The organism is Rhodocaloribacter litoris, assembly GCF_011682235.2.
GTDB lineage: Bacteria > Bacteroidota > Rhodothermia > Rhodothermales > ISCAR-4553 > Rhodocaloribacter > Rhodocaloribacter litoris.
Map to the genome: position 1 here is coordinate 168,210 of NZ_CP076718.1, position 25,262 is coordinate 193,471.

Sequence of the window (25,262 nt, forward strand, 5' to 3'; positions counted from 1 at the left end):
GGATCGAACCATCATTTTACATGGGCTCCGTTCCCAACTTTCCCGTTCCTCCGGAACATGTTGCCGTAATGTTCGGGAATAAAGGGCGTATTGGCAACCAGACGCCCGCTGCGTTTCACCACCCGGAGGCCCGCAACGAACATGCCGCAAGATCGACTGGAAGCCCTGCTTCGCTTCTATGAGGAAGATCCGAACGACGCCTTCACCCGGTATGCGCTGGCGGGAGAGTACCTGAAGCGCGGCGACACGGACCGGGCGCTTTCGTTCTTCGAAGGGCTCGTGGCCGACGAGCCGGACTATCTGGGGACGTATTATCACCTGGGCAAGCTGTACGAACACCTCGGCCGCCCGAGTGACGCCCTGGCGACGTACCGTCGCGGCATCGAGCGGGCCCGGGCACAGGGCGCATGGCATACGCTCTCCGAGTTGCAGTCCGCCCTGCTCGAAGCGGAGGGACTCGGCTCCGACGATGCATCCTGACACCGGGCCGGACGTACGCCGGCCCAAGCCCGGGCCACCTGCCCGGCATATCGATCACGCCAACCTGCGGGAGACCGGCCAGATGGAACAGGGAACCGCCACCGTGCCGGGATGGAAGACCTATCACCGGCTCACCCGGACGGCCACCTACGGCTTCGTGAGTGTGCTCCCGTTGCTGGTGCTCTATGAGGTGATGATCCTCATCGCCAACCGGGGAGACATCTACCAGGTGCGCGTCGGTGCCGAGGTCTGGATCAAGCGCCTGCTCGCGAGCGTGGGGCTCAGCGGGATCCTGGCCCTCGGCGTCCTGGTGCTGCTGGCCGGCGTGGCCGTCGCGTTCTACGAGCGGCACCGCTCGATCCCGCTGCGCCCGCGTTATTTCGGCTGGCTCATCGTCGAGAGTGCGGGGTACGCCGTGCTCGTGGCCTTTGCCGTGTCCCGCCTCGTCGGCCTGCTGCTCTCGGCATGGGCCGCGGGCGGTGCGGGGCCGGTGGCCGACACGTGGACGATGCTGGCCCTCTCGATCGGCGCCGGGCTCTACGAAGAGCTGCTCTTCCGCGTCCTGCTCGTCGGCGGCCTCTACCTCGTGCTGAAGCGACTCGGCCTGCGGGGGGCCCCGGCCTATGGCCTCGCCGCCGTGGCAGGCGCGCTGGTCTTCAGCGCCGCCCACTACCTGGGCCCGCTCGGCGACCCCTTCACGATGGCCTCGTTCCTGTTCCGGTTCCTCTTCGGCCTTGCGCTCAACGCCCTCTTCCTGGTGCGCGGCTTCGGGGTGGCCGCCTGGACACATGCCCTCTACGACGTGATGGTGGTCACCCACCTGCTCGGCTGAGCGGGTCCCTGCAACCGCCCCCATCGCCCGCCCGTCAACCTCCTGCACGGGGTGTAGAACTGGCCGGGGCCTCGGTCGTTCAACCTCCCCGATGACCGATCCGAACAACTCCAGTCTCTTTCGATAAACAGATGCTTTCGAACGGCCTTCGCACCGCCGCCCTGATGGCGGTCCTCATCGTGCTTTTCGCCCTCATCGGCCGGCAGCTCGGCGGCGAAGCCGGGCTGGTGCTGGCCTTCGGCATCGCCGTGGCGATGAACTTCGCCGGCTACTGGTTCAGCGACAAGATCGTCCTGAAGATGTATCGCGCGCGCGAGGTGTCCCGGCGGGAGGCACCGGAACTCTACGACATGATCGACCGGCTGCGGCAGCGGGCCGGACTGCCCATGCCGAAGGTGTACGTCATCCCGTCCGAGCAGCCCAACGCCTTCGCGACGGGCCGGAACCCCGCGCACGCGGCGGTGGCCGTCACGAACGGTATCGTGCGGTTGCTCTCGCGCGAGGAACTCGAAGGGGTCATCGCGCATGAGCTGGCCCACATCAAGAACCGGGACATCCTGACCTCCTCGATCGCCGCCACGATTGCGGCGGCGATCACCCTGCTGGCCCGCTTCGGGCTGTTCTTCGGCGGCGGTCGCGACCGGGACAACGTCATCGGCACCCTGCTGATGCTGCTGCTGGCGCCGGTGGCGGCCATGCTGATCCAGCTGGCCATCTCCCGCGCACGCGAGTACGCCGCCGACCGGGACGGTGCCCGCATCTGCGGCAAGCCCCGGGCGCTGGCCAGTGCCCTGAACCGGCTCCAGCACGGCGCCGAGCAGGTTCCGATGGACGCCAACCCGGCCACGGCCCACATGTTCATCGTCAACCCCTTCTCCGGCGCCATGGCCGGCCTGCGCAACCTGTTTTCCACCCACCCCCCCACGGAGGAGCGCATCCGGCGCCTGCTGGAGATGGAGCGGACGGGCTTCTGACACCGGGAACCGGAGCAGGCGTACCGCCCATCAACCCGCGGTGCCCTCCGGGTCCGGGCCGCCTCCCTGTTGCCATGCTCTCACCGCACCCGCTACGATGGGCCATGCCGGCGCTTGCCCTGGGGCTGGCCGGCTGTCTGGCCTCCTGGCAGGACCGGCCCATGCCGGAAGACCAGCGGGCCTACTGGGCCTGGACCCGGTCGATCCACGAAGATCCGGCACGGGCGCTCGAGACCGGCTTCGCCCTGTTGAACGAGTACCCGGACCTGCAACGCCTCTACCTTCGCCTGGCCGAGATCTGCCGGGACACGGACCGCCGACCGGATTGCCGCAATGCGCTGGCCGGCGTCACCCCGCCGGACACCCTCAGCGCCCTCTACCGCGAGGCCGCCCTCCTGCTCCTGATGCCGGAGGACGAGGCTGCCGGCCGCTGGCAACGGATCGCCCGGGCCCCGGTCCTCGACCCGGCACTGGCACGCCTGCTCGTGGATACGGCCTTCCGCACGCAGGACAACGCCCGGCTCGAAGCGTTCCGGGCGCTGTGGCAGCAGCGGCAGGCCGAGACCCCCGAGGCCCCCGGCCCCCTCTTCGGCCTGGGCTACCTCGCCGTGCTCCGCGCCGCCTGGGAGGAGGCCGAACCCCTCCTGCAACGCGCCACCGAACTCGCCCCCGACGACCCGGAGGCATACCGCGAACTGGGGCGCCTCTACTTCCACACCGCACGGCCCGAAGCCCTCGTCCAGGCCCTCGAAAACGGTATCCGGGCCGCACGCGCCCGGTATGACCTGCGGACGGAACTCATCCTGCGCGGCAACCTGGGCCTGACGCTGATGGAACAGCAGGGCAACCTGGCCGGTGCTGAGCAAATGTTCCAGACCGCCCTCGAGCAGAGCCGCGCCCTGGCCGACGGGGCCAGCGAAGGGTTCAACCTGTACCGGCTGGCCCTCGTCCGTATCCGGCAACAGCACTATCAGGAAGCCCTGCCCCTGCTCCAGCGCGCCGACTCGCTCTTTGCCCGGCACACCCCCCGCCAGCGGGCCGAGGTGCTGGTCCAGATCGGAACCGCCCTCCACGGCCTCTACCGCTTCAGCGACGCCGAAGCCGTCCTCGAGACAGCCGTGGCCGAAGCCGAGACCCATCGCCACCTCGGCGCCCAGCTCCAGGCCCTGACGGCCCTGGCCCACCTCCGCTACCAGATGGGTCGCTACACCACGGCCCGGCAAACCGCCCTCGACGTACTCAACCTGACGCAGCGCTACCGCTCCGTAAAGTTCGAAATCACGGGTCGCCTCGTCCTCGGCGACATCGAAAACCGCTGGGGCAACTACGAAACGGCCGTCGCCCATTACGAACAGGCCCTGACCCTGGCCCGGGAGCATGCCCTCCACCCACGCATCCGCGAGCTGTACCGGCGGCTGGGCCGTACGACGCTCAACCTGCACGACACGGGCAGGGCCCGCGCCTACTTCGACAGCCTGCTCGCGCACGAACGCCACCACGCCGACGCCGTCACACAGGCCCATTCCTACCTCGGCCTGGCCCGTACCTACGCGCAGTTCGGTAACCCGGACGAGGGCATGCGCTACCTGGAACAGGCCCGCGCCCTGATCGACCCTTCCCGGCAGACCCGGCTGCTGGCCTCTACCCTGCTGGAAATGGGCTGGAACGCCATCGGCCGCCGGGCTTTCGACGAGGCCGAGCGACACCTGCTCCGGCTCGACAGCCTCCTCCGGCACACCGGCCTGCCCGCCTCCATCGCCTACGAGATGCACGCCGCGTTCGGCCGGCTATACCGGCAACGGGCCCGCTACGACGCGGCCCTGCATCACCTGAACGAAGCGCTCCGCTACGAGCGCACGCTGCCCCTGCCCGCCGAACGCTGGGAAGTGCTGCACGACCGCGCCCTGACCCTGTGGCGCAACGGCCGTCTCACCGAAGCGGAAGCCGACTTCCGCACCGCCATCGAACACATCGAAACCATACGAAGTCACCTCGCCTCCCGGGAAAACCGGGCGGCCTTCGTGCAAGACAAGGTGCTCGTCTACAAAGACTTCGTCACGTTCCTCGAAGCGCAGGGACGGCTCGCCGAAGCGTTCCACTTCACCGAACGGGCCCGGAGCCGCAGCCTGACCGACCTGCTCTTCACGACGCAGCAGGACAACGCGGCCGCCGGTGCCGACGAGACGCTCGAACAATTCATCGAGGCCGAACGGCGGCGCCAGACCATCGCCGGGGCACTCGCCGGCGAGGACCTCGACGACAACCCGGCCCCCGATCCAGCCCGCACCGCCGCACTCATGCGCGCGTACGCCGAAGCCGACTCGCTCTACCGGACCACCCTGCTCCGGCTGCGCACCGACCGGCCGCTCGGTGCCCTGCTCGCACCCTCCCCCCTCACCGCCGGCGAGGCCCGGGCCCTCCTCCGGCCGGACGAGGCCCTCCTCGCCTACCAGCTGCGTACCGCCCCGGAGACGGCAGCCCATGGCACGATCCAGGCCTACGTGCTCACCCGGGACACCCTCTTCTCGGTCACCCTGCCCATCGAGCCGGTCAACCTGAGCGAGTCGATCCGGTTCTTCCGGGATCAGATCACCACCCCCGGAACGGGCGAAGAGGCATTCTGGCGCAACACCGGCCGCCGGCTCTACGAGCACCTCCTGGCACCGCTGCTGGCCCGGCTGCCGGACTCCATCCGGCACCTCCATATCGTCCCGGAAGGCCCGTTGCACTACCTGCCCTTCGCCGCCCTCCCGGATGCGTCGGGGCGCTTCCTGGTCGAGCGGTACACCCTCTCCACCACGCCGTCGGCCAGCGTACTGCAGATCGTGCAGGCCCACAACCCGCACCGGTGGCGTTCGATCCTGATCGTGGCCGACCCGGCGGACAACCTGCCCGGCAGCCGCCGCGAGGCCGCCCGCCTCGCCGCCCTGCCCGGCATCCAGGCGCACTCCCTCGTCGGGGCGGAAGCCACCCACCGCAACGTCCTCGACGAAGCCGGCCGCCACGACGTGCTCCACTTCGCCACACACGGCCGCTTCATGCGGCGCGCACCCGGGCGCTCCCACCTCGAGTTGCACGACGCACCACTGAACGTGGCCGACATCGGGCGCCTGCGCCTGAACGCCTATCTGGTCACCCTCAGCGCCTGCGAGACGGCCCTTGGCAGCGGCCGGCAGGCCGACATCCCTGCCGGCGACGAGTGGATCGGGCTGCACCAGGCCTTCCTGGCGGCCGGTACCCCGACTGTCATGGCCAGCCTGTGGCCCATCGACGACCGCACCAGCAGCCGCTTCATGCCGGCCTTCTACGAGGCCCTGCGTGAAGCGTCCGGTAAAGCCCGTGCCCTGGCCGACGTGCAGCGACGGTTTCTCCGGAATCCGGAAACCCGTCACCCCTTCTACTGGGCGCCCTTCGTCCTCGTCGGAGATCCGCGCTGACGCGGCGTCCGACACGGTCCTGCCCCCCACTCCTTCCCGCCCCCGCCCTTCAACCGCTTAAAAATAAGCGCTCTCGTCCGATATCCCCGGTGAGTTGCCGTGCCTGTGCCCGAGCGGCGCAGCCTGCGGCGCACCCATCCCGGACAAACCCTCTACCAGGACGAGAGCAACCATGAAATCCACTTTCCGCTTCACGCTGCACGGTCTTTTCCGGCACCCCCTTCTCACCCTTGCCCTGTGCTTACTCTCCGGCTTCATCGCCCTCCCGGCCAGCGGGCAGGACGAGCCTCCCATCGAACCCGGCGACGGCGGCTACCAGTCCGTCGTACAGGCGCCCGTCGAGGGCCTGACCCTGCTCCGCCTCCCGGTTCTGACGGTCTCCAACCCACAACCGGGGGACGACGAGCCGCCCCTCGAAAGCGGCGGCGACGAGCCTCCCATCGAACCCGGCGACGGCGGCTACCAGTCGGCGGACCGGGCCGGCGGCTTCGAGACGGGCCTCCTCCGCACAAATACCACCGTACCCGCCGGCTCACCGGGGCTGCTGGGCAACTATCCCAACCCCTTCAACCCGCAGACGACCATCCGCTTCCATCTGGACGAAACCCAACCGGTTCGGCTGGTCGTTTACAACATTCTGGGCCAGCAGGTACGGCTGCTCGTGGAAGGTACGCTGCCGGCCGGCGTACACGAGACCACCCTCCGTGCCGGCGACCTGCCCCCCGGCCTTTACCTGGCCCACCTGGCAACCCCGACCGGCACCTTCGTACAGCGCATGACGCTGGCCAGATAACCGGGCGGCCGGGATATCAGACGGCCCGCACGCCCTCCCTTCTCCACACCAGACCGCCCTTTCCGGGGCGTCGCCTTCCGGCGACGCCCCTTTTGTTTTTGCCGCCCGTATCGTTTCTTTGTCTCATTCTGAAACAGATCTCGATGCACCGTCCTCTATACCGTGCCGCTCACGCCTCCCAGAAGGCCGCTGAAGGCCATTCTGCCCCTCTTTCTCCATACGGGCACGGATGTTGACCTGCGCTTTCCCCCGACGCCAACCGACAAGCCGTGCAGGACAGCATGAAGAACCTTCTCGTTATCCTCTTTCTTTCCCTCATGGTCGCCGGGTCTGTACGAGCACATACCTGCTCCAACCCGAGCACCGCACCCTCCTGGGACAACACGATCATCAACAACGGCGACGGGACCGGCCTCCTCGTCCACGTGCAGGCACCGATGGGGTTTGCCCGGGTTGCCCTCGACCTGGCCTATACCCACAACCTGACCCTCCTCCGCCCGCGCCTGCCGGACGATACCCCCATACCGGGGTTCTCGCCGACCGGCACCACGATCGAGCCCCACGACCCGGCGCTGGGCGAGGGCAACAGCGAATGGACCTACGGGGGCTCGTCGGCTCCGACCGAACTGCGTCTCCCCATTGCGGCGGAGCATGCGGGCTCCTCCCGGGCCGTCGTGCTCCTGATCGACACCTGCGGGCGCTCGCGGGCCTATGACCTGGTCGACGGCCCCCTGCCGGTCGAGCTGGTCTCTTTCGAGGGGATGCTCGACGGCGACGACGCCGTGCTCACCTGGAAGACGGCGGGCGAACTGGCCAACCTGGGCTTCGAGGTCGAACACCACGACGGCTTCGCGTGGCAGGCGCGCGGCTTCGTCGACGGGGCCGGCACCACCACCTTCGCCCGGCAGTACCGCTACGTGGTCCACGACCTGGCCCCGGGCCGGCACCGCTTCCGCCTCAAACAGATCGACGCGGGGGGCGGCTTCCGGTACAGCGCCGAGATCGAACTGGACGTGACGGCGCCGGAGGCGTTCGTGCTGTCGGCGGCGTATCCCAACCCGTTCAACGCACACGCCACCTTCGCGCTGCACGTGCAGCAGACCCAGCACGTGCGCGTGGCCCTCTACGACACGATGGGACGCCTTGTGACCCTCCTCTACGACGGCACCCTGCCCGCCGGCACCCGCCACGCCGTCCGCATCGACGGAAGCAACCTGCCCAGCGGCACCTACTTCTACCGGGCGACGGGGGAAACGTTTGTGGAAGCCCGCCCGGTAACCCTGGCACGATGACCCCCTTCCCCTGAACGCCCGAAGGCCCGGAGGCGATCGCCTCCGGGCCTTCGTCTTTCGTGGAGCTAAGCGGATTCGAACCGCTGACCTCCTGGGTGCGATCCAGGCGCTCTACCAACTGAGCTATAGCCCCGCTTGCGCCGGAATGAACGAGGTGACGCACCCCGCTGTTCCACGCCAGGCCGCGAATATACGACGCCTTCCCGCTCCCCCGCAAAGCCCCGAACCGGCCACGAGAGGCCGCCTCCGGACGCTTCATCCCTTTTTCACCCCGCCCGTCCGTCCCGGCCGGACTCGCCGGGAGCCCCCATGAACAAATATCACCCCGAAGCCGTATTTTCCACGTTGCTTCCTTGTGCACCCCTTCATTCACCCATAGATGAACGAACTCCATGGCAACGCCTGCTGCATCAGATCGCAAACGAGATCCTTTCGGCGCCCGCGACACGTTCGAGACCGGGAACGGAGCGGCCTACCTGTACCGGCTCAGCCGCCTCATCGACCACGGCTACACCGGCATCGACCGGCTGCCTTTCTCCATCAAGGTGCTGCTCGAGGCCGCCCTGCGCAACTGTGACGGGTACCTGGTTTCCGAGGAGGATGTGGCCCGCCTGGCTACGTACGCCCCCCGGCAACCGGCCCGCGTCGAGATTCCGTTCATGCCGGCCCGCGTGCTCCTGCAGGACTTCACCGGCGTGCCGGCCGTCGTCGACCTGGCGGCGATGCGCTCGGCCATGGCCCGGCTCGGCGGAGACCCGGACGAGATCAACCCGCGCGTGCCCGTCCACCTGATCATTGACCACTCGGTGCAGGTGGACGCCTTCGGCACGCCGGCCGCGCTGCAGATCAACGCCGAGAAGGAGTTCGAGCGGAACCGGGAGCGGTACGAGTTTCTGCGCTGGGGCCAGCAAGCCTTCGACAACTTCTCCGTCGTCCCGCCGGCCAGCGGCATCTGCCACCAGGTCAACCTCGAATACGTGGGGCGTGCCGTCTGGTCGAGGCCGGCGGAAGACGGCGTCCCGGTCGCCTATCCGGATTCGCTCGTGGGCACCGACAGCCACACGACCATGATCAACGGCCTCGGTGTCGTCGGCTGGGGCGTGGGCGGCATCGAGGCCGAGGCGGTCATGCTCGGCCAGCCCATCTACATGCTCCTGCCCGAGGTCGTCGGCTTCCGCCTGACGGGGCGCCTGCCCGAGGGCGCCACGGCCACCGACCTGGTCCTCACCGTCACGCAGATCCTCCGCCAGTACGGCGTCGTCGGCAAGTTCGTCGAGTTCTTCGGCCCCGGCGTCAGCACCATGAGCGTGCCGGACCGCGCCACGATCGCCAACATGGCCCCCGAGTACGGGGCCACGATGGGCTTCTTCCCCATCGACGACGAGACGCTGAACTACCTCCGCCGCACCGGCCGCCCGGACGCGCTCGTCGAGCTGGTGGAACGCTACACGAAAGAACAGGGCCTCTTCCGCACCGACGACACCCCCGACCCCGAGTTCATCGACGTGATCGAGCTCGACCTGGGCGACGTCGTCCCCAGCCTCTCCGGCCCGAAGCGCCCCCAGGACCGCATCGACCTGCCGGAGATGAAGCAGGCGTTCCGGACCTCGCTCACGGCGCCGGCCGGCCCGAAAGGCTTCGGCCTTCATGAAGACCGCCTGAAAGCCACCGGCCGCTACAAAGACGACCGGGGCAACGAACTCGACCTCAAGCACGGCGACGTGGTCATCGCCGCCATCACGAGCTGTACGAACACGAGCAACCCGTCCGTGATGATCGGCGCGGGGCTGGTGGCGAAGAAAGCCGTCGAGCGCGGGCTGAAGGTGAAGCCCTACGTCAAGACGTCGATGGCGCCCGGCTCGAAGGTCGTCACGAACTACCTCCACGAAGCCGGCCTGTGGCCCTACCTGGACGCCCTCGGGTTCAACCTGGTCGGCTACGGCTGCACCACCTGCATCGGCAACTCGGGCCCGCTGCCCGAGCCGGTGGCCCGCGCCATCAAGGAGGGCAACCTGATCGTGGCCGGCGTGCTCTCGGGCAACCGCAACTTCGAGGGCCGCATCCACCCGCTCGTGCAGGCCAACTTCCTGGCCTCACCCCCGCTGGTGGTGGCCTATGCCCTGGCCGGCACCGTCGACATCGACCTGACGAACGAGCCCCTGGGCCAGGATGAGGCCGGCAACGACATCTACCTGAAGGACATCTGGCCCACGAGCGAGGAGATCCAGCGGCTCATCAACGAGAGCGTCAAGCCCGAGCAATTCCGCAAGGAATACGAGGGCATCGAAGACTCCAACGAAACCTGGAACAAGATCAAGATCCCGGAGGGCTCCCTCTACGCATGGGACCCCGACTCGACCTACGTGCAGGAGCCGCCCTTCTTCGTCGACCTGACGCCCGAGACACCGCCGATCCACCCGGTGAAGGGCGCCCGCGTGCTCGTCAAGGTGGGCGACTCGACCACGACGGACCACATCTCCCCCGCCGGTTCGATCCCGCCGGACAGCCCCGCCGGCAAGTACCTGCAGAGCCGGGGCGTGCGGATCCTCGACTTCAACTCGTACGGCTCGCGCCGCGGCAACCATGAGGTGATGATGCGGGGCACCTTCGCCAACATCCGCATCAAGAACCAGCTCGTGCCCGGGACCGAGGGCGGCATCACGAAATACCTGCCCACGGGCGAGGTGATGCCCATCTACGACGCCGCGATGAAGTACAAAGAGGACGGCACGCCGCTCGTCGTGCTGGCCGGTAAGGACTACGGCATGGGGTCGAGCCGCGACTGGGCCGCCAAGGGCACGGCGCTGCTGGGCGTGCGGGCCGTCATCGCCGAAAGCTACGAGCGCATCCACCGCTCGAACCTGATCGGCATGGGCGTGCTCCCGCTCCAGTACCGGGACGGGGAAAACGCCGCCTCGCTCGGCCTTGACGGCACCGAAGTCTTCGACATCCCCGTCGACGACGGCGTGCAGCCCGGCCAGGAGATCCCGGTCACGGCCACAAAGGCGGACGGCACGAAGGTCCACTTCACGGCCCTCTGCCGCCTCGACACGCCCGTCGAAGTGGAGTACTACCGCCACGGCGGCATCCTCCATTACGTCCTCCGCGAGTTCCTCAACGCCTCGAAGGTGGAAGCTTGAGACACGGTGCGGGCGGGGCCGGTCCGATACCGCCGGCGCCGTGCTTCGCAGCCATAACCCGGCCCCGGCACGCGGATCGCCGGGTTGCAAAGGCCGCGCGGGTGCCGCCTCAACGCGCCGGGCCGCCCGCCCGCCCCTGAAACGCCAGACCATGACCACCGCCTTCTTCCTCGACCTTTTCCGGTACACGTCCTGGGCCAACGGCCGGATGCTCGATGCCCTCCACACCCTTTCGGCGCGCCCGGAGGCCGGCACGGCACTGGCCGAGGCCTGCCGCCTGTTCGGGCACATGCACCGGGCCGAGCACGTCTGGCTCGGACGGGTCCTCGGCACCGAGGCGGCCCACCGGCCCTTCTGGGTCGACGACGACCTGGCGGCCTGTACGGCCCTGGCGGCGGAGACCCCCTGGCTCGACCACCTCGCCACCCTCTCTGAGGCCGATCTCGGTCGCCCCGTCGCCTACACCAACTCGAAGGGGGAACCGTTCACCAGCACCGTCGCCGAGATCGCCACGCATCTGGTGAACCACCACACGCATCACCGGGCGCAGATCGCCCGTATCCTCCGCACGGCCGGCGTCCCGCCGCCTCCCACGGATTACATCTTCTACGCACGCACCCGCTAGGGGAACCACCCGTTCCCCGTGCGTTCTACCCCTCGGCCGTTTCATCCATCCCCCGAGCCCGTGTCCACACCGGACGCCGCCCTGCGCTACCTCGACCCCATCGTCATCTCGCAACTCAAGAACATGGAGCTGCGGGCACGGCTCATCGTCGAGGGATTCATCACCGGGCTGCACAAAAGCCCCTACCACGGCTTTTCCGTCGAGTTCGCCGAGCACCGGCCCTACAACCCCGGCGACGAGCTGCGGCACGTGGACTGGAAGGTCTACGCCAAGACCGACCGGCACTACGTCAAGCAGTATGAAGAGGAGACGAACCTGCGGCACTACGTCGTGCTGGACACCTCTCCGTCGATGCGCTACCGGCACACGGCCCCGGTGACGAAGCTCGAGTACGGCGCGTACCTGGCCGCCGCCCTGCACTTCCTGATGATCAAGCAGCGGGACGCCTCCGGGCTGATGGCCTTCGACGAACGGATCCATACGCTGCGCCCGCCGAAGAGCACGCCGGGCTACCTGCGCCAGCTCCTGGCCACGCTCCAGCACCTGGCCGACACCCCGCCGGCCGGTCAACGCACCAGCGCCGCCGCCGTCCTCAACGAGGTCGCCGAACGCATCGCCCGCCGCTCGCTCGTGGTCGTCATCACGGACCTGTTCGAAAACATCGCCGCGCACGACGACCTGCTCAAAGCCCTGCGGCACCTGCGCTATCGCGGCCACGAGGTGCTCGTCTTCCACGTCCTCGAGAGCGAGACCGAGCGGCGCTTCCGCTTCCCCGACGTGCCCATGCTCTTTCGCGACCTGGAGACGGGCGAGGAGATCACCCTGCAGCCGGCCCAGCTCCGCGAGAACTACGCCGAGGCCGTGCGCCTCTTCAGCGAGCGCTTCCGCCGCCGCTGCCGCGAGTTCAACGTGGACTTCCTCGAACTCGACACGGCCGAACCCTACAATACGGCCCTGCTCGCCTACCTGAACAAACGCCGCACGCTGCTCTGAACGCGCCGCCCTGAAACCTGACGCCGAGACCGGCGAAGAAGGCCACGACACGTTCCACTGCATCGACTGAATCCTCCACACGAACCCCGAACCACGATGCAAACCCGAATCCTGACCGCCGGAAGCCTGTGGGCGGTCCTGCTGATGCTGATCACCGGCACAGCCTGCGCCCAGGATGCCGACGACGCCCCCCCGGCGACGACCAACCGGACACCGACCGTCTTCGACGCCCCGGCGATCGTGCAGCGCTATCAGGCCACCATCACACCGGAAGACCTGGCGGCCCACCTGTACCTGTTCGCCTCCGACTTCTTCGAGGGGCGGGAGACGACCACGCGCGGGCAGAAGCTGGCCGCCCACTACCTGGCCGCGCAGTACCGCAAGATGGGCCTGGCCCCGAAAGGCACCGTCGCCACCGACGACCCGCTCGCACCGGAAGCCTACTTCCAGCCCTTCACCGTCCACGGCCGGCGGCTGAAGAAGGCCGAACTGGCCGTGAAGGTCGGCGGCGCGACCGTGGCGACGAGCACGTTCGCCCCGCCCGCCTATGATGCCGACGCCTTCCTGTCCTTCGGCGGCGCGCCCGAAGTCAGCGCCGGCGTGGTCTTCGCCGGCTACGGCATCGCCGACGACGGCCTCGGCTACAACGACTACGCCGCCCTCGAGGCGCAGGGCATCGCCTACCAGGATCGCTGGCTCCTGATCCTCCGCGACGAGCCGCTCCGCGACGCGGAGACGAGCCGGCTACCCACCGAAGACGGCAAGCCCTCCGCCTGGACGACCGGCGGCAGCACGAAGCTCCGCTACCTGTTCCGTGCCGGCATGCCGAAAGGCATCCTCATCGTCGGCGACGTCGGCCCCCGCGCCGAGAAGAGCGTGGCCGGCCAGGCCGCCGAGGCCGCCGGACGCACCAGCGTCGGCAGCCTGTCGCTCGAACCCCAGGGCGGCGGTTTCCGCTTCCCTCCCGTCTACATCATCTCCTCCGACCTGGCCGACCGCCTGCTGGCCCCTACCGGCCGCACCGTGGCCGAGGTGAAGGCCGAGATCGATGCCCACCTCGCGCCCGTCGTCTTCGCCGTCGAGGACGTCACCGTCGAGAGCCGGATCGAGCACGAAGCCTTCCAGGCACAGACCGAGAACGTGCTGGCCTTCATCGAAGGCACCGACCCGCTGCTCAAGGACGAGGTGGTGGTCCTCTCCTCGCACTACGACCACGTGGGCATGACCAGCGGCGAGGGCGACACCATCTACAACGGCGCCGACGACGACGGCTCGGGCACCGTCGCCATCCTCGAGATCGCCGAGGCGTTCGCACGCGCACGCGCCGACGGATACGGCCCGCGCCGCTCCATCCTCTTCCTCAACGTCAGCGGCGAGGAAAAGGGACTGCTGGGCTCGGCCTACTACGCCGACGAGGAACCCGTCCTCCCCCTCGAGAAGACGGTGACCAACCTGAACATCGACATGATCGGTCGCCGCGACCCCACCTACCCCGGCAACCAGCCCGACAACTACGTCTACATCATCGGCTCGAACCTGATCTCGCAGGAACTGCACGACCTGAACGCACGGGTGAACGAGGTCACCGGGCTGAAGCTGGACCTGCACGAGCGGTTCAACTCGAAGGACGACCCGAACCAGTTCTACCGCCGCAGCGACCACTGGAACTTCGGCAAGCACAACATCCCGTTCATCTTCTATTTCAACGGCACGCACGAGGACTACCACGGCCTCGACGACGAGCCGGACAAGATCGACTACCCGCAGCTGGCCCGGCGCGCGCAGCTGATCTTCGCCACGGCCTGGCAGGTGGCCAACCAGGACAAACGGCCGGCCGTGAGCGGGAAAGGGTTCAACTGATCCCCTCGCCGGAACGAGCACGAAAACAGCGGGCGCGGTCGTATCTTGCCGCGCCCGCTGTTTCATTTTCCATCTCCCCATCTGCCATGCGTGACCGTATCCTTGCTCTGCAACTTTAGTACGCCATTGGCGTACCGATACCTCCGATGGTATTCATCGAGTCCAGCCGGTTCAGTGACCGACGAAGGCGTTATCTAGATGACGACGCCTTTCGGTCCTTGCAAAATCTCATCTTGATGCATCCCGAACAGGGTCGATTGATCCGTGGGGGGCGCGGCCTGCGCAAGATCCGCTTCGCTCCTTCTGGCCGGGGTAAGAGCGGTGCCTTCCGCGTGATTTACTACCTGGCCGTGGGTGAATCGATAATCTACCTGCTGGACCTCTATTCAAAAAGTGACAAAGACGACCTGACGCCCGATGAGATAAAAGCCCTGGCGGCTCTGATCAAACCATGACGAACTTCGAGAAAGAAACCCCCTTCGAGCGGTTGAAAGCTTCCATCGAGGAGATGAACGCGCACCGCGCCGGCCGGAGCGAACTGCCCCCGGAAAACATTCATTTTGCCGGTGAGCCTGACCCCCGCCAGATACGGGCTCAGATGCAGCTTTCGCAGGAGGACTTCGCGCACGTGCTGGGGATCAGCGTTCGCACGCTGCAGAACTGGGAGCAGGGGCGACGGCGGCCGACCGGTCCGGCCATGAAGCTCCTCCGGATCGCAGAGCGCCACCCCGAACTTTTGCTCGAAATGGCCTGATAAAGTGTAAAAAGAGCGGGCATGATGCCACGATGAGAGCCCGCAACCATCCTCCGGGCAGGGCGTTGATCTAAACATGTGCCATCCGGCAACTGGCAGGCAAAAACGTGACCGAAACAACCATTCTCCAGAAGCTCCGGGCGCTTCCGCCTGATAAACGGCAGGAAGTAATCGACTTCATCGACTTTCTTCTCCAGCGTATCGCACCGCCCGCCTCACAGCGGACCACGTTCTACGGTCTCTGGTCCGACCTGAACGTCGACCTCTCCGCCGACGATCTCGACGCGGCCCGCCGCGACACGTGGAACGATTTCCCCCGTCCCGACCTGCCATGAGCCTCCTGCTCGACACCCACGCGGCGGTCTGGTTTGAATGTTCCGCTGGTTACCCGAGATCACAAAATTCGGCTCTCGGACATTGAAACAGTCTGGTAGGCTGTCAACCGACCTGCTTTTCCCATCCCCCCTGTCATGCGTGACCGTATCCGAGCCCTGGCCGACGAGGTGTTCCCCGAGGTCGTCCGGCTGCGGCGGGCGATCCACCGGAACCCGGAGCTGGCCTTCGAGGAGCACGAGACGGCCCGCCTGGTGGCCGAGACGCTGGCGCCGTTGCCGCTGGAGGTGCAGACGGGCGTGGCCCGCACGGGCGTCGTCGCCACGCTGCGGGGCGGGCGGCCCGGCCCCACGCTGGCCCTCCGCGCCGACATCGACGCGCTGCCCATCCACGAGGAGAACACCTTCGACTTCGCCTCGCAAAACCCGGGCAAGATGCACGCCTGCGGGCACGACGCGCACACGGCCTCGCTCCTGGGCACGGCCATGATCCTGGCCCGCCTGAAAGACGACTTTCCGGGCACGGTGCGCTTCCTCTTTCAGCCGAGCGAGGAGAAGCTGCCGGGTGGCGCGCCGGCAATGATCGAGGCGGGCGTGCTGGCAGCCGGTCCCGGCTACCCCGCCCCCGAAGCCGTCTACGGACAACACGTCCGTCCCGAGTTGCGGGCCGGGCAGATCGGCGTCCGCGCCGGCTGGTTCATGGCCTCCGCCGACGAGCTGTACCTGACGGTGCGGGCCGCGGGCGGCCATGCCGCCGAGCCGCACCGCCTGCCGGGCGACGCCGTCCTCGTGGCCGCCCACCTGGTCGTGGCCCTGCAGAGCGTCATCAGCCGGCACCGCCCGCCCGGCGTGCCGAGCGTCCTCTCCCTCGGCCGCCTCGTGGCCGACGGCGCCACCAACGTCCTCCCCGCCACCGCCCGCCTGGAGGGCACATTCCGCGCGATGGACGAGGCCTGGCGCCTCCGGGCGCACGACCTGATCCGCCGCGTGGCCGTCCACACCGCCGCCGCCCACGGCGCCGAGGTGGACGTGGACCTCGTCGTCGGCTACCCGGCCCTGTACAACGACCCCGCCGCCGCCGCCCGCGTCCGTGACGCCGCCATCGACTACGCCGGCGCCGAAAACGTGGTGGACGTGGAGCCCTGGTACGCCGCCGAGGATTTCGCCTACTACCTCCACCAGGTGCCCGGCTGCTTCTACCTCCTCGGCGTGGGGAATCCGGAGGCCGGCATCACGCACGCGCTCCACACCTCCCGCTTCACCATCGACGAGGAGGCCCTGCGCCTGGGCCCGGGTTTCATGGCCTACCTCGCCTGGCGCCACGCCACCGAAGCCGCCTGAAAAAGCCGTACGTCATGCCTTCCGCACCGTCCCTCTCCCCCGTCGCCGAACAACTCCTTGCCTACCTGCATGACCGGCGGGCGCCGTTCATCGACTTTCTCCAGACCCTCGTTCGTACCGAGTCACCCTCGTTCGAGCCGGCACGGACGCGGGCCGTGCTCGACCTCCTGGCCGAAGCCTTCGGCGCCCTCGCCTTCGACGTGACGCACCTGCCGGGACGCAGAACGGGCGGGCAGCTCTACGCACGCCCTCGCCGCCGCGCCCGCGGCACCGGAGCCCAGCTCCTGCTCGGTCATGCGGACACGGTCTGGCCCGCCGGCACGCTCGACGAGATGCCGTGCACGCTGAAGGACGGCCGCCTCTACGGGCCGGGCGTCTTCGACATGAAGGCCGGCCTGGCGATGATGGTCTTCGCGCTGCGGGCACTTCGCGATCTCGACCGCCAGCCCGCCCTCACGCCGCTGGTCTTCGTCAACACCGATGAAGAGATCGACAGCATCGAGTCGCACCGGCGGATCGAACGACTGGCACGGGTCGTGGACCGCGTGCTGGTGCTCGAGCCGGCGCTGGGCCCTTCCGGCAAGATCAAGACGGCCCGCAAGGGTACCGGTGAGTTCGAGATCATCATCCACGGGCGGGCCGCCCACGCGGGGCTCGCCCCCGAGGAAGGCCGCAGCGCCATCCTGGAGCTCTCGTACGTCATCCAGCAGCTCTTCGCCCTGAACGATCCGGCCTCCGGCGTCACGGTCAATGTGGGAACCGTCGCGGGCGGCCTCCGCACGAACGTCGTCGCGCCCGAATGCCGCCTGACGGTGGACGTGCGCGTCCCCTCCCGGGCGGACGCCGAACGGATCGAACGCCGGATCCGCGGCCTGAAACCCACCACGCCGGATGTCACGCTGGAGATCCGCGGCGGCTTCCACCGCCCGCCCCTCGAACGGACGCCGCGCAACCGGGCGCTCTGGCAGCAGTATCAGGCCCTCGCCCGGGAACTGGGCTGCACGCTCGAAGAAGCCACGGCCGGCGGCGGGTCCGACGGCAACTTCACGAGCCGCTTCACCGCCACGCTCGACGGCCTCGGTGCCGTCGGCGACGGTGCCCACGCCCGCCACGAACACATCGACGTGGACCGCACATTGACGCGCTGTGCCCTCCTGGCCCGCCTCCTCGTCGAGCCTCCGGCCGGCGCCCGTTGAACGTTTGTGCGTTGCACGTTGAACGTTGAACGTGATGCGTTTGAGAACGTAGGACGCGGCTCCGTCCTTCCGCTCGCCTCGACAAAACGTGGAACATAGAACGTGGAACGTTCAACGTGAAACCCGAACCCTCTATGGACTTCCCTCCGTTTCCCGGCTTCCGAGAAGAAGCCTTCGCCTTTCTGCGGGATCTCAAGGCCAACAACCTGCGCGACTGGTTCAAGCCGCGCAAGGAGATCTACGAGGACGAGGTCGTCTGGCCGCTGCGGTGCCTTCTGCTGGACGCTGCCCGCGAGGCGGCCGGGCAGGGCCTGCCGTTGCGGGCCGACCCCCGCCGCTCGATCTTTCGCATCTACCGCGACACCCGCTTCTCGAAGAACAAGGATCCGTACAAGACCCACGCGGGCGGCGTCCTCTCGCGCACGGGCGACCACCGCTCCCCCGGCGTGGTCTACGTGCACGTGGAGCCCGGCGCCTCCTTCCTCGGAGCCGGCTTCTGGCGTCCGGACGCCGCGCTGCTCCGCGCCTGGCGTCACCATATGACCACCGCCCCCGAGGCCTTCCTCGACCTTGCCGCCGACCTCGAAGCCCGGGGTCTGCCCCTCGACAACGGCGTCGAGATGCTCCGGCGGATGCCGCGCGGGTTCGAAGCCCATGCCGATACGGCCCTGGCCCCGTACCTCCGGCGTAAGTCGTTCGTCGTCACCCGCCCCGTGGACGAGGCGGCGCTGGCAACACCGGACTTCACCGCCACGCTGGTCGCCTTCATGGAAGCCACCCTGCCCCTGCTCGCCTTCGGGTGGGCCGCCGAAACGCACCGGCCCCGCGACCGCCGTTGAAGCCCCGGCGAAACCGGAAGCCGCGCGCCCCGCCCGCCGAACTCTTACCCGCCGTCGCCGTTTACCGGGCAGAAGTTCGCCATCCCCTTCGCCCCATGATTCTCCCGATCTACACCTACGGCCAGCCGATCCTGCGTGAGCAGACGGAAGACGTGACCGAGAACTCCGAGGCGCTGCAGCAGCTCATCGACGACATGATCGAGACGATGCACAACGCCGCCGGCATCGGGCTGGCGGCCCCGCAGGTGGGCCGCCGCGAGCGCCTCTTCGTGGCCGACCTCTCCGCCCTGGCCGACGACCTGGCCGAACAGGGCGAGACCGTCCCGGACGGGCCGCAGGTGTTCATCAACCCGGAGATCCTCGAGGAAACGGAAGAGGAGACCGACTTCGAGGAGGGCTGCCTCTCCATCCCCGACCTGCGCGAGGTCGTCTGGCGACCGAAGGGCATCCGCCTGCGGTTCCTCGACCGGAACTTCCGGCCCCGTGAGATGCAGGTCGACGGCATGCTCGCCCGGGTCATCCAGCACGAGTACGACCACCTCGAGGGGATCCTCTTCATCGACCACATCAGCCCGTTCCGGCGGCGCCTGCTCCGGCGACGCCTCCAGGAAATGGCCCGCGGCCAGGTCGAAGCCGACTACCCCATCCTCCCTCCGAACGGATCCGGCGACGCACGCTGACCGGGTAACGGTCGACGTTACACGTTGAACGTTATACGTTGAACGTTGAACGCATTCCGGCGTGCGGCGTATCTTTCGGGCACCCTTTCGCTTCGCAGAACCCCCATGCGTGGTTTTCGTCGACACGGCGCCGTCTACTTGCTCGCCCTCTTCATGGCGGGGGCGGTGGTGGCGCCCGTGTTGCACCACGTGGGCCATGCCCTGCACGAGGCGTCCGTGCGGGCGGCCATCGCACGGCAGCTGGACCACGTCCACACGGACGACGAGGTGTTCACGGTCGCGCTGCCGGAGGCGCTCTACGGGCACCCGACCTGCGTCTTCTGCACCCACCCGGTGCCGGCGCTGCTCGCCCCCGGCCCCGCGCCGTTCCTGCTCCCCGCCGCCGCCCCCCGGCTCCTCATCGCCTCCGCCCGGCCCGACGTCCGGCCCGGCGCCGCCCCCTCCATCCGCGCCCCGCCCTTCTCGGCCTGACCCCCGCGCCCGCCTCCGTGGCGGTGCCCTGCCCTACCCGTTCAGGCTTTCATTCACGAGAAGGGAGAACACCATGCTTCGCCTCCTTGTATCCTTCGCCGTATCCCTGCTTTTCCTGGCCCTGCCCGCCCGCGCCCAGACCCTCGAAGGGCGCGTCACCGACGCCGAGACCGGCGCCCCCCTGGCCGGAGCCAACGTCTTCGTCCCCGCCCTGCAGACCGGCACGGCCACCAACGAGGACGGCCGCTACCGGCTCGACCTGGGCCGGACCGGCACCTACCGCATCCTCTTTCGCTTTCTCGGCTTCCAGTCCGAGACCTACACCGTCACCCTGGCCGATGGCGTCACCCGGCTCGACGTGGCCCTGTACCCGACGGCCATCGAGACGGCGCCGATCACCGTGACCGCCAAGGCACAGGCCTCCGATATCCTCTCGACGCCCCAGGCCGTTTCCGTCGTGGAGGGGGCCGAGCTGGCGCGGCTGCGCGGGACCTCGGCCTTCGACGCCCTGGAGGCCACCGCCGGCGTGCGCCTGCTGCGCACGGGCCCCGGCCTCGCCAAGCCCATGGTGCGCGGGCTGACGTCGCAGCGGGTGGTCGTCGTGCAGAACGGCATCCGCCAGGAGGGCCAGCAGTGGGGCGACGAGCACGCGCCCGAGCTGGACGCCTTCGACGTCGAGCGACTGGAGGTGGTCAAGGGGCCGGCGAGCCTGCTCTACGGCTCCGACGCCCTGGGCGGGGTGGTGCACGCGGCCAGCGGCGACCTGTTCGCAGTTCGCCGGCCGCTCGAAGGCACGGTGGGGCTGCAGGCGATGAGCAATACACAACAGGGCGCGGGTCACGCCCGCCTCGGCGGCCGGCAGGGGTCCTATGCCTACGAGGGCACGCTCACGCTGCGCCGCGCGGGCAACTATGAGACGCCGGACGGGGTCGTGCCCAACACCGGCCTCAAAGAGACCAGCGCCGCCCTCCGGCTGGGCCGCACCCTGCCCACCGGCCACCTCGTCGCCGAATACCAGCGCTTCGACGCCAAGCTGGGGCTCTTCGAAGCCGAAGAGCATGAGGGCGAAGCGCATGAGGGCGAAGAAGAGCATCTGGCAGAAGCCGGACGGTACGACATCAACCTGCCCTACCAGTCCGTCGAGCACGACCGGGTGCGCCTGGCCCTCGAACACCGCTTCGACCTGCACCGCTTCGAGTTCGATGCCGCCTGGCAGCAGAACCGGCGGAAGGAGTTCGAGGAGCACCATGACCACGAAGAAGCCGGCGGCAAAACACGCAGCATCCTCACTGGAGAAGCCGACGAACCCGCGCTGTTCCTCCGCCTGAACACCGTCACGGCCGACGCCCGCTTCCACCACCGGCCCATCGGGCGGATGTACGGCACCTTCGGCGTGAGCGGGTTCTTCCAGAAAAACGAGACGCTCGCCGAGGAGACCCTCATCCCCGGCGCCATCACGTGGGACGCCGCCGCGTACGTGACGGAGGAATGGCTGCTCGACCGGCTGACCGTCAGCGCCGGCCTGCGCTACGACCACCGGCGCCTGGAGGTGGAGGACAACGCCGACCTGGGCGTGACGGCGCAAACGCGCACCTACGATGCCCTCTCCGGCGCCGTGGGGCTGGCCTGGCAGCCGGCCACCGGCCTCTCGCTGGCCTTCAACGCGGGACGGGCCTGGCGAGCCCCCGCCCTCATCGAGCTCTTCGGCAACGGCGTCCACGAGGGCACCATCCGCTTCGAGCGCGGCCGCGCCGACCTGGACGTGGAGCAGAGCCTCAGCCTCGACGCCACCGTGCGCTGGCTCACCCGCCACCTCTACGTCGAGGCCACGGGCTACCTCAACCACATCGACGGCTACATCTTCCCCCGCCGCACCGACGCCGTCGATCCCGAGTCCGGCTACTTCATCTACCAGTACGACCAGGCCGACGCCCGCCTCTGGGGGCTGGAACTCCGGGCCGACCTGCACCCGCACCCGCTCGACTTCCTCCACCTCCACCTCTCGGGCGACCTGGCCCGGGCCCGCAACCTCGACACGGACACCTGGCTGCCGTTCACGCCGCCGGCCCGGGTGCGCATCGAGGCCGCGCTGGAACAGGAGGCGGCCGGCCCCTTCCACGACGTCGAGCTGCGCCTGGGACCGGTGCTGGTGGCCCGCCAGGACCGCGTGGATGTGAATGAACTGCCCACGGACGGCTACACCGTCTGGAACCTGTCGCTCGGCGCTGTTGCCGAGGCAGGCGGCGTCACCCTCCGTCCCCTCCTGGCCGTCGACAACCTGTTCGACACCGCCTACCTCGACCACCTGAGCCGCTACCGCCCCTTCGGCGTCCTGGCGCCCGGCCGCAACGTGCGCTTCCAGCTCGGCGTATCGTTCTGACGTGCGACCAAAAACGGGGCGCTCCGGTGGCTTTCGCCGGGGCGCCCCGCTTTTTATCGTCCTTCAGCCACGAAGGCACGAAGACACAACGTGGTCGTCAGCCATGCACCTTTGCCGGCGCCGTCATGGCACACGGGTGGTCAGGGGTTTCATGACGGATCGGAACGGATCTGTTTCGCGCAGACAAGCCGCTAATGAGGCGAGCAACACGAAAAAACGTGCAGTATGAAACCCGAAACGTGCAACCGTTTCGCCCTTATCCGGCCTGCTCCTTGAACCGGTAGCCGATGCCCTTGACCGTCTCGATGTAGGCGCTGCCGAGGCGGGCGCGGATCTTCCGGACGTGCACGTCCACCGTGCGCACCATCAGATCGCTGTTCTCCCACAGGCGTGCCAGCAGTTCCTCCCGTGAGAAGACCCGGCCGGGGTGCGCGGCCAGAAAGTAGAGCAGTTCGAACTGCTGGCGAGGCAAATGCATCGTGATGCGCCGGTCCCCCTGTTTGCGGTAGACGGTGTACCGGCTCCGGTCGATGATCAGATCCTCGACCTCGACGACGTCGGGCGCCCCCGTGAAGCGGGCGATGCTGCGGAGCAGGGCGCGTATCTGCCCGGCGAGCACGGCCGGAGAGACGGACCGCGCGAGCACCAGGTCGGCCCCGGCGTCGAGGGCGCGCAGGCGGTCCTGCTCACGGCCCGGCTCCACCAGGAGCACGAGGAGCAGCGTGCCCCGGCGGTCGTCCGCGCGCAGGCGGCGGCACAGGTCGAGGCCACCGGAACGCGGCGCCCCGGCATCGAGGACGACCAGGTCCGGGGCCGTCGCGGCGAGGAGATCCACCGCCTCTGCACCGTTGCGGGCCACCGTAACGGCAAAGCCCGCCCGTGCGAGGGCATCGCCGTACCGGGCCGCCTCCTCCAGCGCTTCGCCGACGAGCAGCACAGCCGGGACCTGAGCGGAACGTGACGCGCGGGTACGCATGCGCAGGGCCGGGCGCACCGGCTCGCCGTGCGCCGGCGGAGCTGCGGGCAACGCGACAGGGAGCGTAGACATGATCCGTGATCCTCGATCGTTCCTGCCTGTTTCCGCGCGTCTCCACCGGCGCACGGACGCACCGGCATCACCGTCGGGTTACTTGACGAGCATCATCGTCCGGCTGAGGACACCGGCCTCGGTCTGCAGGCGGTACAGGTACAGGCCCGAAGAAAGGCCGGTGGCGTCGAACGTGGCGCGGAAGACGCCGGCGGGCTGCAGGCCCTCGGCCAGCACCGCCACCTCGCGTCCGAGCACGTCATAGACGGCCAGGCGGACAGCCTGCGGGCGGTCGAGCCGGAATTCGATGGTCGTCTGCGGGTTGAACGGGTTGGGGTAGTTCTGTTCGAGCGTCACCCGGCGCGGGACCTCAACGCCCGGCACCGCCTCGATGGCCGTCGACGTGAAGCCGGCCTCGGACACATGCGTCCAGCCCTCGAGCCAGTTTTCTTCGCCAAAGGCCCCGATATAGTCGGTCTGCACGAAGAAGCCGTCGTTCGGGACGGGGAAGGTGCCGCGTGTCCAGGCCGGGCTGCCCGGTGCCGGCCGCGGGTCGAGGCCCCCGTCCCGGCTCCGGCTGATCCCCCGCAACTGCGGATCCTCCACGAAGTTGTCCGCCGCACTCAGCGCCGCCTGCACGAAGTCCTGCTCGAAGACGCCCCCCGTGCCCGGCAGCGCCGATCCGTTGATGTCTCCGAAACCAAACCACAGGTTGTTCCGAAACTCCAGATCCCCCGCCTCCAACCGCGCGCGGCTGTCTTCGCCGCTGGCGAGGTCCTCGATGTTGATCCCCGTACCCGCAAAATCCGTGAAGATCGAGTTGTAGTACTTCCCGCCGGCGTTGTCGCGCAGCTTCACCGCGCGGTCGTTGCTCGTGTTCAGCGACGACGCCCCCGAGCCGATGTAGGTCGCGTTGTAGATCACCGGGATCGCGTAGGGCTGCCCCGTCTCCGGGTCCGTGCCCCCGTCGTGCTCGCCGCCCGAGCCCCCGTCTTCCTCACCCTGGATCAGAAACCAGAACTGGCCCCGGCCCCGGAACCCCTCGTCGTAGTCGAACCCGTCGTCGCCGCAGAAGGCCGCCACCAGGTAGCGCGTGTCCACGGTCCCCCCGAACCACTCGAAGCCGTCGTCCTGGTTGGCGAAGACCTCGACGTACTCGATCGTCGTGCCCCGGCCCACGGCCCCCATCGTCAGCCCGTTGATCTCGTTGTCCGTCCCGAAGATATCGCCCCCGTGCCGGATCGAGACGTAGCGCAAGACGCCCGAGTCGTCCTCGTCGTCGCTGCCCCCGTAGAAGTTGCGCGGGTCCTCCGGCGGCAGCCCCTCGATGGCGTTCTCCCCACCGCCGACGTTGATCGTGGCCCGGCCCAGGATCAGCACCCCGCCCCAGAGGCCCTTGTCCTCCGGCGTCAGGTCGTCCGGCACCGTCACGTCGTCGTCCTCGGCCGTGAAGATGATCGGTGCCTCGGCCGTGCCCTCGGCGAAGAGCTTGCCCCCGCGCGCCACGATCAGCGCCGAGGCCTGGTCCCCCGTCGTCGGGTCGGCCTTGCCCTTGATGACCGTACCCGCCTCGATCGTGAGCGTCTCGCCGTCCTCGACGTAAACGTACCCGTCGAGCAGGTAGGTCTTGTCCGACGTCCAGAGCACATTCCCCACGATGTCCGCATCCGTCACCGTGACGACCTGTTGCGCCCGGGCGGGCAGGATCGTGAGCGCCAGCAGCAGGGCCGGCATCAGATTGTACCGCAACGTGTTCATGATTATCTTTCCGATTACGTGAAAGGGACAGGGTGTGTGGATCGACGCGCTCGCCGTC

General features: G+C 68.4%; 21 protein-coding genes and 1 tRNA gene. 19 read left to right on the forward strand and 3 right to left on the reverse strand.

Annotated elements, in window-relative coordinates:
• The first annotated feature begins 141 nt into the window (after positions 1 to 141).
• The 6 genes from GQ464_RS00630 to GQ464_RS00655 all read left to right on the forward strand — a co-directional run bounded on the left by GQ464_RS00630 (position 142) and on the right by GQ464_RS00655 (position 7,808).
• Positions 142 to 480, forward strand: a complete 339-nt coding sequence (locus GQ464_RS00630; RefSeq protein WP_166975620.1) for a tetratricopeptide repeat protein — start codon at positions 142 to 144, stop codon at positions 478 to 480.
• On the forward strand, positions 470 to 1,312 hold the full coding sequence (locus GQ464_RS00635) for a CPBP family intramembrane glutamic endopeptidase (RefSeq protein WP_228350472.1): 843 nt from the start codon (positions 470 to 472) through the stop codon (positions 1,310 to 1,312). The genes GQ464_RS00630 and GQ464_RS00635 overlap by 11 nt, the downstream gene beginning before the upstream one ends.
• Positions 1,313 to 1,443: 131 nt before the next feature.
• Positions 1,444 to 2,286 carry a zinc metalloprotease HtpX gene (gene htpX, locus GQ464_RS00640; RefSeq protein ID WP_166975617.1) on the forward strand — a complete coding sequence of 281 codons (843 nt, stop codon included), beginning with the start codon at positions 1,444 to 1,446 and terminating at the stop codon, positions 2,284 to 2,286.
• 74 nt (positions 2,287 to 2,360) lie between these two features.
• Entirely contained in the window at positions 2,361 to 5,723 is a 3,363-nt protein-coding gene (locus GQ464_RS00645) for a CHAT domain-containing protein (RefSeq protein ID WP_228350473.1), read from the forward strand.
• Positions 5,724 to 5,895: 172 nt separating this feature from the next.
• A complete protein-coding gene (locus tag GQ464_RS00650) occupies positions 5,896 to 6,516 on the forward strand; it encodes a T9SS type A sorting domain-containing protein (RefSeq protein ID WP_166975611.1) in 621 nt (206 codons plus the stop codon).
• A 281-nt stretch (positions 6,517 to 6,797) separates the two neighbouring features.
• Positions 6,798 to 7,808, forward strand: coding sequence for a T9SS type A sorting domain-containing protein (locus GQ464_RS00655; protein ID WP_166975608.1), 1,011 nt, complete (start codon positions 6,798 to 6,800; stop codon positions 7,806 to 7,808).
• A 60-nt stretch (positions 7,809 to 7,868) separates the two neighbouring features.
• Here the strand turns inward: GQ464_RS00655 and GQ464_RS00660 are convergent.
• Positions 7,869 to 7,941 (reverse strand) — tRNA-Ala (locus GQ464_RS00660).
• A 259-nt stretch (positions 7,942 to 8,200) separates the two neighbouring features.
• Here GQ464_RS00660 and acnA point away from each other — a divergent pair.
• The 13 genes from acnA (at position 8,201) to GQ464_RS00725 (ending at position 22,419) form a co-directional block, all read left to right on the forward strand.
• Positions 8,201 to 10,948 carry an aconitate hydratase AcnA gene (gene acnA / locus GQ464_RS00665; RefSeq protein ID WP_166975605.1) on the forward strand — a complete coding sequence of 916 codons (2,748 nt, stop codon included), beginning with the start codon at positions 8,201 to 8,203 and terminating at the stop codon, positions 10,946 to 10,948.
• A 151-nt stretch (positions 10,949 to 11,099) separates the two neighbouring features.
• Positions 11,100 to 11,573 carry a DinB family protein gene (locus GQ464_RS00670; protein WP_166975602.1) on the forward strand — a complete coding sequence of 158 codons (474 nt, stop codon included), beginning with the start codon at positions 11,100 to 11,102 and terminating at the stop codon, positions 11,571 to 11,573.
• 60 nt (positions 11,574 to 11,633) lie between these two features.
• Positions 11,634 to 12,566: a DUF58 domain-containing protein gene (locus tag GQ464_RS00675; protein WP_166975599.1), complete on the forward strand. Its 933-nt coding sequence runs from the start codon at positions 11,634 to 11,636 to the stop codon at positions 12,564 to 12,566.
• 96 nt (positions 12,567 to 12,662) lie between these two features.
• Positions 12,663 to 14,426, forward strand: coding sequence for a M28 family peptidase (locus GQ464_RS00680; RefSeq protein ID WP_228350474.1), 1,764 nt, complete (start codon positions 12,663 to 12,665; stop codon positions 14,424 to 14,426).
• A 146-nt stretch (positions 14,427 to 14,572) separates the two neighbouring features.
• Positions 14,573 to 14,881, forward strand: coding sequence for a type II toxin-antitoxin system RelE/ParE family toxin (locus GQ464_RS00685; protein ID WP_166975596.1), 309 nt, complete (start codon positions 14,573 to 14,575; stop codon positions 14,879 to 14,881).
• Entirely contained in the window at positions 14,878 to 15,180 is a 303-nt protein-coding gene (locus GQ464_RS00690) for a helix-turn-helix domain-containing protein (protein ID WP_228350475.1), read from the forward strand. Before GQ464_RS00685 ends, GQ464_RS00690 begins: the two co-directional genes overlap by 4 nt.
• A 107-nt stretch (positions 15,181 to 15,287) precedes the next feature.
• Complete coding sequence (locus GQ464_RS00695) at positions 15,288 to 15,515, forward strand: DUF2281 domain-containing protein (protein ID WP_228350476.1); 228 nt, start codon at positions 15,288 to 15,290, stop codon at positions 15,513 to 15,515.
• A gap of 135 nt (positions 15,516 to 15,650) precedes the next feature.
• On the forward strand, positions 15,651 to 16,853 hold the full coding sequence (locus GQ464_RS00700; RefSeq protein ID WP_166975593.1) for a M20 metallopeptidase family protein: 1,203 nt from the start codon (positions 15,651 to 15,653) through the stop codon (positions 16,851 to 16,853).
• A gap of 14 nt (positions 16,854 to 16,867) precedes the next feature.
• Entirely contained in the window at positions 16,868 to 18,049 is a 1,182-nt protein-coding gene (locus tag GQ464_RS00705) for a M20 family metallopeptidase (RefSeq protein ID WP_166975590.1), read from the forward strand.
• A gap of 134 nt (positions 18,050 to 18,183) precedes the next feature.
• Entirely contained in the window at positions 18,184 to 18,888 is a 705-nt protein-coding gene (locus tag GQ464_RS00710; protein ID WP_166975587.1) for a DUF2461 domain-containing protein, read from the forward strand.
• Positions 18,889 to 18,983: 95 nt separating this feature from the next.
• A complete protein-coding gene (gene def, locus GQ464_RS00715; protein ID WP_166975584.1) occupies positions 18,984 to 19,568 on the forward strand; it encodes a peptide deformylase in 585 nt (194 codons plus the stop codon).
• 105 nt (positions 19,569 to 19,673) lie between these two features.
• The gene (locus tag GQ464_RS00720) at positions 19,674 to 20,039 is read left to right on the forward strand and encodes a hypothetical protein (protein WP_166975581.1); all 366 of its coding nucleotides are present in this window, start codon (positions 19,674 to 19,676) and stop codon (positions 20,037 to 20,039) included.
• Positions 20,040 to 20,112: 73 nt separating this feature from the next.
• On the forward strand, positions 20,113 to 22,419 hold the full coding sequence (locus GQ464_RS00725) for a TonB-dependent receptor (protein WP_166975577.1): 2,307 nt from the start codon (positions 20,113 to 20,115) through the stop codon (positions 22,417 to 22,419).
• Positions 22,420 to 22,675: 256 nt separating this feature from the next.
• Here the strand turns inward: GQ464_RS00725 and GQ464_RS00730 are convergent, their stop codons facing one another.
• Both GQ464_RS00730 and GQ464_RS00735 read right to left on the reverse strand, forming a co-directional pair.
• Positions 22,676 to 23,467 carry a response regulator transcription factor gene (locus GQ464_RS00730; protein ID WP_166975574.1) on the reverse strand — a complete coding sequence of 264 codons (792 nt, stop codon included), beginning with the start codon at positions 23,465 to 23,467 and terminating at the stop codon, positions 22,676 to 22,678.
• Positions 23,468 to 23,545: 78 nt separating this feature from the next.
• Entirely contained in the window at positions 23,546 to 25,204 is a 1,659-nt protein-coding gene (locus GQ464_RS00735) for a T9SS type A sorting domain-containing protein (protein ID WP_228350477.1), read from the reverse strand.
• Positions 25,205 to 25,262: the final 58 nt, after the last annotated feature.